Source organism: Helicobacter canadensis MIT 98-5491 (assembly GCF_000162575.1).
Classification (GTDB): domain Bacteria; phylum Campylobacterota; class Campylobacteria; order Campylobacterales; family Helicobacteraceae; genus Helicobacter_D; species Helicobacter_D canadensis.
The window spans coordinates 83,618-96,010 of record NZ_CM000776.2; the positions used below are offsets into that span (position 1 = coordinate 83,618).

The following is a 12,393-nucleotide window of genomic DNA, read 5'->3' on the forward strand; positions in this document are numbered from 1 at the left end:
GCAAAATTTACCATAAGCTACAATTAAATTTTTTTATCTCATAGGATTTTTGTTATTTAAATTTTTTAAAGGCTTCTTTTAAGTCAAGCTTTTTTTCATAGAAAGCTTTACCTACAATGACTCCATCAATTTTAGAAAGATAGAGTTTCTCTAAATCCTCTAAACACGACAATCCACCGCTTGCAAGAGTAAATTTACCGCTACTTTGAGCAATTTCTTTGGTAAAATCAATATTGATTCCATTGAGCATTCCATCATTGCTAATATCCGTGCAAATGATTGCTTCTATAGGGCTATTTTGAAATTCTTTTGCAAATTCACTTGCAAGGACTCTTCCTACTTTATCCCAGCCCTCTGTGGCAACTTTTCCATCTTTAGCATCAATTCCAATGACAATAGGATATTTTTGTGCCATTTGTTTAGCAAAATTTGGATCTTTTAGGGCAATAGAGCCTAGTATAATACGATTTGCACCAAGATTTAAATATTCTTTTATGGTTTCTTCATTGCGGATTCCACCTCCAATTTCAATTTTGAGTGTGGAATTTTGGGCGATATTTTCAATCACTGCTTTGTTTTGTGGTTTGCCACAAAAGGCTCCATCTAAATCAACAATGTGTAAATATTCTGCACCCATTTCTTCAAAAATCTTTGCGACTTCCAAAGGGTTTTTATAATAAATTTTGGCACTTTCCATTTTGCCTTGTATGAGCCTTACAGCACAGCCATCTTTTAAGTCAATTGCCGGAATAATTTGCATTTTCTATCCTTAAAAAAACAACACGCTTTATATTCTTGAAAGCTTTAAGTATATACTTTTATGTTTTTTTTGTCAATTTCAAAAAAAGATTCTTTTTAATTTATATTAAAAAATAAATTTTTTTTGTTATAATTTTTTATGATTAGAAAAAAATTTAAAGTTGTAAACTATGAAATTATACACAAAGATATTCATTTTCGCTTTAAGCGGAGGCTATTTATTTGGTTATGATAGTATTTTGGTTGAGAGTAAGCAAAAGCCAATTTTTCAACTAGATTTTTATAATCAGGGAGAAAGTTCAACTTTTATGGGTGAGGCTCAGGTTTCACCTTTTACTCTAACAGATGAACAAAAAAATGAAGTTAAAAGGGCTGCACAATTTTTGGCAGATATTTTAAGTGTTAATGCCACAAATAATGAACCTATTGCACTTAGTGTAAGCACAATGCAAGAAGCTAATGCGAGTGCTATTTCATATGATATTCTTACAAATGGGAATTCAGCCTTGTTTGCACAATTGCTTTATGAGAGTTTATCTTTACAGGAGGCAAAAGAGGATTTAAGTCATATTGTTATCAATCAAGACTCTCAAGGTAATCCCATTTTTCTCTCTAGCGAAGATTTAAAATATTTAGGGACCATTAACATAGGGACATTAGATTGGTATATTGCACCTCATCCAAGCGTTTTGCCTATTAACAAGAATCAAGGCGATACTTTTAGTATTTTTACTCACGAACTTTTTCATGCTTTTGGGCTTGGTGCAACCATTTCTAATGGGTTGAATGCTATTTTTGCGAGTAATCTCAATGCTTATACAAGACATCTTGTGGATTATAGAGGAGTGTATGCGCAAGGGGGTATGCAAATTGTTGATGATAAATTTTATGAAAGCAATCGTGGCATTTTTCTAGTGGATGTTGGCAATGATATGTGGGGTGATAATTTTGGAGGCAGTCTTAGCAATGCTAGTGGTCATGCATATTTTGTTGGGAATAATGTTAGTGAAGTGATTAAAAATGCAAGGCTTGGTTTTGATGCGTTTAATGGATTGCCTATTAGCGGTTGGGAAAATGGAAGTGCAGAATTTTCCCATATTGAATTAGATAATTCATTAATGAGTCACCAAAGTTGGTCTAACTATCTTTATTTTATGGAGGCAGAGCTTGCTTTGCTTCAAGATTTAGGTTATCGTTTTGATAGGAAGTTATATTTTGGGGATTCCATTTATGAGAATGGAATTGTATGGAATAGCACCCACGGATTTAATGATAGAGATGCACAAGGTTGGGTGCTAGGTTCTTATAACCCTAGTGCTTATGGTGTAGGATTGCATATTTATGGCAGAGAGAATGTTATAACGCAAAATCATAATATTTTATCTAGAGGAATTGCAGCAAGTGGAATTCGAATAGATGGTAGTGACAATACTTTAAATCTTGCTAGTGGCACTAAAATTCATATGTTAGGAGATTACTCTAGTGGAGTGCTTGTGGCTTATGGTAAAAATCACACTCTAAATCATAATGGAGAAATTATTGCTGAGGGCAAAGAAGGTATAGGAATTCACATTGATTTTGGGGATAATGAACTAGGAAATAATTCTGAATATAGGGGTTCTTATATGTTTGCTAATCCTAATTATGAAGAAATTGAATTTCAAGATTTTTTAGAAGCCTATAGGTTAAATGGTGCATTGGTAAGTAATCTTAATTTAGGCAATAAAAGTTATACACAAGGGGATTTAGCAGCTATTTATATTGCAGATAATGCTTTTGTAGAAAATATTAATATCCAAATGGGAGCCACAATTAAGGGCGATATTATTTCGCTTTGGAATCCAAATAATTCTAAATTATTACAAGGTTATGCTAATCAATTCTTTACAACCTTGAATTTTGAAAATTTCCAAACAAGGCAAAGTAATCCAGTCAATGCCTTTGTGCTTGAAGGCGGAATTTATGGATATAATAGCTTTAAGGTTAAGGTTAATGGAGATCTTGTTTTAAAGGATAATGCTTGGGTGTATGATTTGTATAATAATGCTTCTTTGAAATTAGAAAACTCAAATGCCTCAATAAAGATAAAAAATCATTTTGAAAATGCTGCCAATGCTACTTTAAATGCACCTATAAACCCTCAAGGGAAACTTAATATTCAGCTTGGAAATTCGGCAACTTTAGATGGAAATTTAAAATTCTATATGGCAAAAGGGTTTTATGGAGATAAGCTACAGCTTGATAGAGAAAATTTATTTAATACAAATTCTGGCAATACGACAAATATTTCAGGAAAATTTGCAACAATTGCATATGATGATTCCACAAATCTTTCTCATACCTTAGAATTTCATTTTGATAACCTTAGTGATACAATAGAGATTACAAGGGATTATATGAAATTTGCAACTAACGAGGGAGATAAAACTCTAGCGAATGCTTTAGAATCTTTGGCATTTAAAACAGAAGCTACTAATCCAACTTCGGTTTTGTTTGAAGAAATAGATTTCACTAGAGATACACAAGCCATTACAAGAACTCTAGAGAATTTGAATGCTACGGCTTATGTGAATACAGCTAAAGCTTCTTTAGATTTTCAACAGCGATTGAATCAAGATTTTTTAAATGATTTTAGAAAGGATTCTAATCGTTTAGAATGGTTAGTGCAAGTTATTCCATTTGGAAACTATTCTTATACAAAAGAAAATGGCGATTTTAGTGCTTATAGAGGGTATGGAGGTGGAATCCATACGAGTGCTATTAAGAATTTTAATGATTCTTGGAATATGGGATTGCATTTTATTGCCAATTCAAGTTATTTAGAATTTCAAAATGACTTAGAGAGTAATGTGAAAAGTAAGGGAGGATATGCAGGGGTAACAACGCGATATGATTTGGAAAATTTTTATCTGTTTGGCTCTTTGAGAGTGGGCTATGAAAATAATGAATTAAATCGTGCTATAAATGTAGGTAGTTATACGCAAAATTTTTCTGCTAATTTTAATACATTAGTTACAAGCACATTTGTTGGAATTGGTAAAGATTTTATTGTAAGCGATGCTTTATCTTTTTTGCCTTTTGGTTATATAGAATATAATATTCTTCATACTCCAAATATTACTGAAAAGCAAGATTCCAATCTTGCGTTGAGGGTAAAAAGCAAAGATTATTATTCTTTGGGAAGTTTTGTGGGAGCAAAAATAGAGTATCATACAAATTTTTATAATTCTGTATTTAACCTTGCTTTGCTAGGAGGATATTATTATTTTTTTAATGATGAACTCAAAGGTGATGCATCTTTTAAGGGCGATTCTAATTCTGCTTTTTATGCTCAAAATGTTTTAAATGATAAGAGTTCTTTGCGTATGCAGGTTAAAACAGGATTATCTTATCAAAATGGATTTTTTACTAATCTTTCTTTGCAGAGTGATATTAAAAGCCGTAGCGATTTTTATGGTAAATTAGAGGCGGGGATTAGGTTTTGATTTCTAATTTTACAAGGTTGGATCAAGAAAATTTGAGAAAATTTTCTAGAATTTTTAAACCAACATTGTGAGATTTTTCTGGGTGAGGTTGAATCCCCAAAAGATTATCTTTTTGCACTAAAGCTGTGAAATCTACACCATAATGGCTTATTCCAATGGCATTTTTAAAATCACCTAAGTAATAACTATGCACAAAATACAAATAAAAAGTTTCTTCCAAATCTTTTAAGAGTGGGCTATTTTTAGTTTTTTGGACAAGATTCCACCCCATATGGGGAATCTTCTCATCTTCTTTGAGTAGCTTTTTGTCAAATTTTATAATCTCGCCCTCTATCAAACCAAGCCCCAAATGCTCCCCAAACTCATAACTTTTTTGGAATAAAAGCTGCATCCCAAGGCAGATTCCAAGCAAAGGTTTTCCGCTTTTTGCAAATTCTAAAATCGATTCTTTCATACCACTTTTTTCTAAATGTTCCATAGCTTCACCAAAGGCTCCAACACCAGGCAGTATCAACCTATCATAACTTTTGAGTTTTTCAGGGTTAGATTCGATTCTAACTTCTCCTCCTAGCTTTAAAATAGCATTTTGCACACTAGCTAGGTTTCCGCTGTTGTAGTTAATGATTCCAAGCATTTTTAATCCCTTTTAACTCCAGCGGTGAATTTTACATAGAGTGAAAGCCCTGCAAGTAGCAATGTTACTCCAACAATCAAATACACCGCATAGATAAGCTTTTCAGGCTCAATAATAGTAAATTTAAAAACTAGCATCAAGGCTTCAATGGCTAGAGCAATCACAATAGAACCTAAAAAGCGAGTCATTGTTTTATGCACCATTTTAGAATCTTGAGATTTTTGCCTGCCAAGCACTTCTTCTTCAAAGATTGCTCGGACTAAATCAAAAATAGCCAAAGAAAGAGTGATGAGAATCGTGGCTTCAAAAATATCTTTAATATCTAGGCTATTAAATCTCTCTAGAGCTTCCCACATACTAATGCCACCTTTTACAAGCAATAATCCACAAACAAGAAATAAGGCTAAAGTGATGATAAAATAAACACCCTTTTTAAAATGAGAAAAGAAACCAAAAAGTGGCATAGGTTTTAAAAGTAGAGAGGTTTTTTCTAGGGGTATATCAAGACAGACAACATACATTAGTTTGCCTTTATCATTATAGAGTGGATAAGAAGCAGTGATTACAAGATTCCCACTTGCTAGGGAAGGGTAGGGATCTGTTAGGATACATTTTTTTTCTTTGATGGCACGATAAAAATAGGCTCTGTCATTGTGATTTTCACCCTTTTTGCATTCTATGGAAGAATCATTGCTGATTCCATCTATTGCCAAATTTCCACTTGAATCAAGGACATATAAAAGTTCAAAAATACTAACTTCACTACCAATTTTATGCAAACCATCAATGATTTTATTAAGTTCAATATGGGGTAAATGGTTTTTGATATTGCGTTGCAATAAAAAGCACAAATAGGCTCTTATTTCATAACGCATTTCGCTAAATTCTAAAATTTCCTTTGAAAGCATAAAGCTCCTTTGGCTTAAGAGTGAATTTGTTGTGTGATTGTATCAAAAAAGATTGAAGAATAAGACTTGTCTTTTGGGAGATTTTCCCTCCAATTACTTAAGATTTCTTGATATTGCTCCACATTTAAATTGCCCTTTAAAAGCTCATAGTGCAAATACACGCCATAAGTGTTTAAGACATCGCTTTGGCAATATTCATCAATTTTTTCATATTCTCCTTGATAATAAAGCTCTAGCACCATATCGCCGTGAATGTCATATTTCCCAGGGAAACCCATAAGGTTTGCAAGCACATCAAGCTTTAATCCACGCACACTCCCAAAATTTCCCAATACATCAAGCAAATCGGTGTGAAATTTTTCGCTATATCTTTGACGATAATTTTCCCATTTGTTTTTATTGTATTGAAGGTTATCTGTTTCAAAATACGCATTAGCTTGGAGTTTATATTTCATCGCTCTAAGCAATAGCATTGGCAAATCAAATCCCCTCCCATTAAAGCTTACTAGTTTGGGTTGGTGTTTATTTAAATAATCTAAAAAAGCTTGTATGAGTGATTTTTCTCTTTCTTCTTTGGTGTTGCCTATGGCTTTGAAATTTCCTACTTTTTTAAAATTACCATATTCATCGCAAAAAATGGCAGCAATAGAAACGACTTGGTGGTAGCAAATGGGTAAAAATTCACTTCCGCTATTTTCCTTTTGAATCTCCATTGCTTTTTTGCTAATGGCTAGTTCATCAGAAAAATCAAAGTTAAGTGCTTCAAACTCTTTTTTAAAGCCTTGCTTTATAAGTGTAACATCAGGAATTGTCTCGCAGTCAAATACCATTACCATAGCAAACCTTTGTGATAAATTTTAAAGTTATTTTAGTTAAAATCCTATCAATTTGACATAAAAAGGAGTAAAAATGCTACTTGGAGTAAATATTGATCATATTGCTACTTTAAGGGAAGCACGAAAAATCAATGATCCAGATCCTTTGGAAGCGATTTTTATCGCAAAGAGAGCAGGGGCAGATCAAATCACGATGCATTTAAGGGAAGATAGGCGTCATATGCACGATGAAGACATTTTGCGGATAGCACAATCTTCGTTTTTACCTATTAATATTGAATCATCAATTAACCCCACTATTATTGAATTTCTTTTAAAAATTGCTCCACATAGAATCACGCTTGTTCCAGAAAATAGAGAGGAAGTAACGACAGAGGGTGGATTGAATGTTGTGGGGAATTTTGAACGCATTTTGCAAATTACAAAAAGTTTTCAAGAAGTTGGCACACAAGTTTCGCTTTTTATTGATTCGGAAGCAAGTCAAATTGAAGCCTCTAAGGAAGTGGGGGCAGAGATGATAGAGTTACACACAGGGAGCTATGCGAATTTGCACTTAATGCTTTTTTCAAATTTGCCTAAGATGAAAAATAGTATCAAAGAATTAGAATTGCCTAAAAAAGAGTTATTAGGTCTTTGGGAGCAGTCTTTGGAATCTCTTAAAAAAGGCGCAAAAAAAGCGAATGAATTGGGCTTGGGGGTCGCAGCAGGACACGGATTAAATTATGTGAATTTAAAGCCTATTTTGGAGATTCAAGAGATTGTGGAGTTAAATATTGGACAGAGTATCATTGCAAGAGCGATTTTTGTGGGATTGGAAAATGCTATTAGAGAGTTAAAGGCTTTGTTGGTGTAGAGATTAAGCTTGATAGAGAAGGTATTTTGCACTTAGTGGTTAATTAAGAAAAATAAGAGATTTGTAAAATTTTGTTAATTGTGGGCTTACTTTTATTTAAAATTTAGCAAAAAATGATAATAATTACACCCTACAAAGTGATAAGTAGGGGATAGATCCGAACAGACTTTGAAATTTCAAGGAGATAATCAATGAAAAAATTATTTTTAGCATTTTTTGCATTAGCTAGCGTAGCATTTGCTGCTGAGGGTGCTGGTGAAATGTTGTTGTCTTATTCTGCAATCGCTGCAGGTATTGGATTAGGTATTGCTGCGCTTGGTGGTGCTATCGGTATGGGAAGCACAGCAGCTGCAACTATTTCTGGTATGGCTAGAAATCCTGGTGTAGGCGGTAAGCTTATGACAACAATGTTTATTGCATTAGCGATGATTGAAGCACAAGTTATTTATACACTTGTTGTAGCTTTAATTCTTCTTTATGCTAACCCTTTTGCAGGAATACTAGGTTTATAATAACTTTTTTTAAGATTCTAGTCTTGGCTAGAATCTTAAACTTCTATTGCGCTGGTGGTGGAATGGTAGACACACCATCTTGAGGGGGTGGCGGGGCGACCCGTGCGAGTTCAAGTCTCGCCCAGCGCACCATACTTCTAAAATTTCTTTTGTAAACGAATCTATTCTTTTATAAATATAAAATTAAATTATTCAAATACTATAAAATATCGTAATTTGTATTTGGTCGATATTTGATTTTATGCTACAATCTTGCAAAATATTTGCAAAATACTTGGGAGATAATAATGTATAATGTCGTGCTTAATTTAAATGAAAATTATGTGCCTTATGCAGCAGTGCTAATCACTTCAATTATTCAAAATACTCAATCTAGTGGGGGGGGGGGCTATAATTTTCACCTTTTAATGGATTCTATTAGCCAAGAAAATACAAAGAATCTAGAAAATCTTATCTCGGAGCTTTCCAAAATTTATCCTTGCACACTTACCATTTATATTTTAGATGATCAACTCTTTAGAGAATATTCTATGCCTACACTCAATGGAAATTATTTAGCTTATTATCGCTTAAAGATTGGCAGTGCTTTGCCATTATCAATTAAACGATGTGTTTATTTGGATGTAGATATGATTGTTTTGGGGGATTTAAGAGAGCTATTTGAAGTGGATCTACAAGGTAAAATTTGCGGGGTTGTAATGGAGCATCATTCTCAAAAAATTTATAAGCCTAAAAATCAAGCTTATAAGCCCATAAATATTACAGGAAGCTATTTTAATTCTGGAATGTTGCTTGTAGATTTGGATTTATGGAGACAAGAAAATATAGAAGATAGGGCTTTTGAGATTGGAAAAAATTATCATTACTCTTTCCACGATCAAGATATATTAAACATAGTTTTATCTGGGAAAACTCATAAGGTTGGAATAGAATGGAATCTTATGGTTTGTGTTTATTATCGTGCGATTTGTAAAGATGAAAAAGGCAGGGACAAGCTTCCTTATTATAGAAAAGATTTTAATAGTGCATTGCGAAATCCTAAAATCTTGCACTATTTCACACACACTAAACCTTGGAATAACGCTAAGATTTATTTAGATTATCACAATAAATTTTTAGATCAATATTGGTGGGATATGGTGGATCAAACTCCTATTTTTAAAGAAAAATTATTACAACTTAAACCACAAGCAGATAGTGCCCTAGCTTTTCAATGTTTGGTTGGATATAAGCTTCTAAGATATTATCAAAAAGGCTTATTTGCACTAATTCCATTTTATACTTACTCTCTCATTAAAAATAAAGATTCAATAGAGCAAGAAGAAATTCCCCTAAAAGATTATAATTTAGCTAGAGACATAGGAAGGGTTGCTTTAAATGCTTATCATAAACGCAAAAAAGGTAAATTAATTTCATTTCCTTTTAGAATGTTGCATATGATTAAAAACTTTAGAAAGAATCAAGCAAGAATCTTGGGTTAGGAGCGTTGGATAAAATTTGATAATTTGTTGTGAAGTGCATTTTGATATGCAAGGAATAAAATGAGAGAGAATCTTGGATTCTCCCTAAATTTTTATTTGAGATTGAAATAATCTTTAATAGCTTCTGCTTTGTCAGTTTTTTCCCAAGTGAATTCAGGTAATTCTCTACCAAAGTGTCCATAACTTGCAGTTTTTTGATAGATAGGGCGGAGTAAGTCTAGAGATTCAATAATACCTTTTGGTGTAAGGCGGAAAAGGGTTTTGACGCATTCTTCGATTTTGGAATCTTCTACTTTTCCTGTTCCGTGAGTATTAACAAGAATTGATACAGGCTCTACTACCCCAATAGCATAGGCAATTTGAACGGTGGCTTTATCGCAGATTCCACTTGCTACAAGATTTTTTGCAACATATCGCATTGCATAGGCACCACTTCTATCGACTTTGCTTGGATCTTTTCCACTAAAAGCTCCCCCACCATGCGGACAACTTCCACCATAAGTATCGACAATGATTTTTCGCCCTGTTAGCCCTGCATCACCTTGAGGACCACCGATGACAAATTTTCCAGTTGGATTGATAAAGTAGCGAATATTATCGGTTGCAAATTGCTCGGGCAAAGCTTTTTTGATAACTTCTTCAATAACGGCACTTCTAAGTGTTTCTTGAGAAGTCTCTGGACTATGTTGAGTTGAGACAACAATAGTATCAATGCCTACAGGGATTCCATTAACATATTTGATTGTAACTTGAGATTTACCATCAGGACGCAAAAAAGGAAGTGTTCCATCTTTTCTAAGTGCAGCTAGTCTTTCTGTGATTCTGTGGGAAAGATAAATAGGAAGTGGCATTAAAACATCAGTTTCGCGACAAGCATAACCAAACATCAAGCCTTGATCCCCTGCTCCAATCTCGCCATCTTCTCTATCTACGCCTTGATTAATATCCGGACTTTGCTCTCCGATTCCATTAAGCACTCCAGCGCTGCGGTAGTCAAATCCATAGCGTGCATCAATATAGCCAATCTCTCGAATCACGCGTCTAGCAATGTCTTGCATTGGAGCATAAGCGTGAGTTTTTAATTCTCCCGCAATCACGCAATAACCATTAGAAAGCAAAGTTTCACAAGCTACTCTAGCCTTTGGATCGCGTTCTATAATATAATCTAAAATCGCATCGCTAATTTGATCAGCCATTTTATCTGGATGCCCTTCGGTAACCGATTCAGAAGTAAAGAGAAATTCTTTTTTCATAAATTCACCTTGTATTTAATTTTTTTTATTCTATCAAAGTTAATCTTAAAAAACATAAAAAAGATTCAAGTAATATTTAATATTCAATTTATATTAGTATTGGTATTATTCTAATTGATATTTTTTATCAACAAATTATTTTTTATAAAGGATTTAAAATGTTAGTAACAAAAAAAGCTCCAAATTTCAAAGCACCTGCAGTTTTAGCAGACAATCAAATTGTAGAAGATTTCGAACTTGCTAGAAATCTTGGTAGAAATGGTGCAGTTGTTTTCTTTTGGCCAAAAGATTTTACTTTTGTTTGTCCTTCAGAAATCATTGCAATGGATCACAGAGTAAAAGCTTTTGCCGAAAAAGGTTTTAATGTAATTGGTGTTTCTATTGATTCTGATGTTGTTCATTTTGCATGGAAAAATACTCCAGTTAATCAAGGTGGAATCGGAAATGTTCAATTCCCTATGGTTTCTGATATTACAAAACAAATTTCAAGAGATTATGAAGTTTTAATTGATGAAGCAGTTGCATTAAGAGGTTCTTTCTTAATTGATAAAAATCAAGTTGTTCGCCACGCTGTAATCAATGACCTTCCACTTGGTAGAAATATGGATGAAATGCTAAGAATGTGCGATGCACTAACATTCTTTGAAGAAAATGGTGAAGTTTGTCCAGCAGGTTGGAATAAAGGTGATAAAGGCATGAAAGCTGATGCTAAAGGTGTAGCAGAATATCTTTCTCAAAACGCAGATAAACTTTAATCTTATACAATCCCTAACCTTAATTAAAGTTAGGGATTTTTTTATCCTACTAAATTTTAACTCCCTAATTCTTGAGCTAAGTTTTCTTTGGCTTCTTTAGGTAAATTAGCTAAAAAGTTTCCCATATCAAAGTCAATATTTTGTGCCTTTGCTTCATTTAAAAGTGCGATAGCCTTTCTAGAATTAAAGTGGCTAAGTGGTGCATAAGGTTCAAAAAGGCAGTTAGTAATAGCTAGAGCATAGGCGTTTTTTTTGATTTCATTGGTGGCAGCGTGAGGAGTATCAATATAAGCGATACTTTGGATTAGGACTTCATCAAACTTCCAATAATCAAATAAAAATCCCAAAAAAGATATGCTATCAACACCGCAATAATGATTTTCTACTTCGTGAATATCTTGGAAATTATGGGCTTTATTTTCTGCTAAAAATTCTTTGTCTTTATCGGCTTTAATAAGCATATTAGAAAGCAAAATCATCCCTAATCTTAATAGCATTGCACAGGGCACAAGCGTATTTGCAAGGGCTTTATCCTCTTCTTTGAGCCAATTTGAGATAAAATCCACTTCTTTAGAGCAGTTATTAAGAAAATCTGTAGTGTCTAAACCATAAGGAGAAACATCAATAGTGAAAGTAGATTTAAGAGAGTTAGCCAAAACAATATTTTTAATATTATTGATTCCTAATAGAGAAATAACTTGTTGAATGGTAGAGACTTGTCGTGAGAATCCATAAAAAGGGGAGTTTGCAAGACGCAATAATTCTCCAACCAAAAGTGGATCTTTCTGGATAATAGTGGCAATTTTTTTGACTTCTAAGTTTGCACCATTAGAATCAATATAATTGCGTAATTCTGTCACGGTGCTTGGTAGCGGTGGAAGATCTTGAATAGCCTTCAATAATAGGGGGTTCATACT

Annotated in this window: 11 protein-coding genes and 1 tRNA gene; 6 read left to right on the forward strand and 6 right to left on the reverse strand. The window is 33.4% G+C overall.

Translation table 11 applies throughout. From position 1 onward, the window contains the following. Positions 1-52: 52 nt before the first annotated feature. Complete coding sequence (gene hisA / locus HCAN_RS00475) at positions 53-760, reverse strand: 1-(5-phosphoribosyl)-5-[(5-phosphoribosylamino)methylideneamino]imidazole-4-carboxamide isomerase (RefSeq protein WP_006656076.1); 708 nt, start codon at positions 758-760, stop codon at positions 53-55. A gap of 169 nt (positions 761-929) precedes the next feature. Here hisA and HCAN_RS00480 point away from each other — a divergent pair, with 169 nt between their 5' ends. Then, complete coding sequence (locus HCAN_RS00480) at positions 930-4,244, forward strand: autotransporter family protein (RefSeq protein WP_006656677.1); 3,315 nt, start codon at positions 930-932, stop codon at positions 4,242-4,244. 22 nt (positions 4,245-4,266) lie between these two features. Here the strand turns inward: HCAN_RS00480 and hisH are convergent, their stop codons facing one another. Genes hisH through HCAN_RS00495 form a run of 3 tightly spaced genes read right to left on the reverse strand, consistent with a single transcriptional unit; the run spans position 4,267 to position 6,622 of the window. Continuing rightward, entirely contained in the window at positions 4,267-4,878 is a 612-nt protein-coding gene (gene hisH / locus HCAN_RS00485) for an imidazole glycerol phosphate synthase subunit HisH (RefSeq protein ID WP_006656678.1), read from the reverse strand. Between the two features lie 2 nt (positions 4,879-4,880). After that, positions 4,881-5,786 (reverse strand): PDC sensor domain-containing protein, encoded by a 906-nt coding sequence (locus HCAN_RS00490; protein ID WP_006656073.1) that lies wholly within the window; start codon positions 5,784-5,786, stop codon positions 4,881-4,883. Between the two features lie 14 nt (positions 5,787-5,800). Next, complete coding sequence (locus HCAN_RS00495) at positions 5,801-6,622, reverse strand: 3'-5' exonuclease (protein WP_006656072.1); 822 nt, start codon at positions 6,620-6,622, stop codon at positions 5,801-5,803. Between the two features lie 73 nt (positions 6,623-6,695). Here HCAN_RS00495 and HCAN_RS00500 point away from each other — a divergent pair, with 73 nt between their 5' ends. The 4 genes from HCAN_RS00500 to HCAN_RS00515 all read left to right on the forward strand — a co-directional run bounded on the left by HCAN_RS00500 (position 6,696) and on the right by HCAN_RS00515 (position 9,468). Next, complete coding sequence (locus tag HCAN_RS00500) at positions 6,696-7,475, forward strand: pyridoxine 5'-phosphate synthase (RefSeq protein ID WP_006656679.1); 780 nt, start codon at positions 6,696-6,698, stop codon at positions 7,473-7,475. 191 nt (positions 7,476-7,666) lie between these two features. Next, positions 7,667-7,987, forward strand: a complete 321-nt coding sequence (locus HCAN_RS00505) for a F0F1 ATP synthase subunit C (protein ID WP_006656070.1) — start codon at positions 7,667-7,669, stop codon at positions 7,985-7,987. A gap of 48 nt (positions 7,988-8,035) precedes the next feature. Continuing rightward, positions 8,036-8,119 (forward strand) — tRNA-Leu (locus HCAN_RS00510). A 155-nt stretch (positions 8,120-8,274) separates the two neighbouring features. Beyond that, on the forward strand, positions 8,275-9,468 hold the full coding sequence (locus HCAN_RS00515; RefSeq protein ID WP_006656680.1) for a glycosyltransferase family 8 protein: 1,194 nt from the start codon (positions 8,275-8,277) through the stop codon (positions 9,466-9,468). Positions 9,469-9,560: 92 nt separating this feature from the next. Here the strand turns inward: HCAN_RS00515 and metK are convergent, their stop codons facing one another. After that, positions 9,561-10,721, reverse strand: coding sequence for a methionine adenosyltransferase (metK, locus tag HCAN_RS00520; RefSeq protein WP_006656068.1), 1,161 nt, complete (start codon positions 10,719-10,721; stop codon positions 9,561-9,563). A gap of 158 nt (positions 10,722-10,879) precedes the next feature. Between metK and HCAN_RS00525 the strand changes: the two genes are divergently transcribed. After that, positions 10,880-11,476: a peroxiredoxin gene (locus tag HCAN_RS00525; protein ID WP_006656067.1), complete on the forward strand. Its 597-nt coding sequence runs from the start codon at positions 10,880-10,882 to the stop codon at positions 11,474-11,476. Between the two features lie 56 nt (positions 11,477-11,532). Here the strand turns inward: HCAN_RS00525 and cheP are convergent, their stop codons facing one another. Further along, positions 11,533-12,390 (reverse strand): cheVAW transcriptional regulator CheP, encoded by an 858-nt coding sequence (gene cheP, locus HCAN_RS00530; RefSeq protein WP_006656066.1) that lies wholly within the window; start codon positions 12,388-12,390, stop codon positions 11,533-11,535. Positions 12,391-12,393 lie beyond the last annotated feature (3 nt).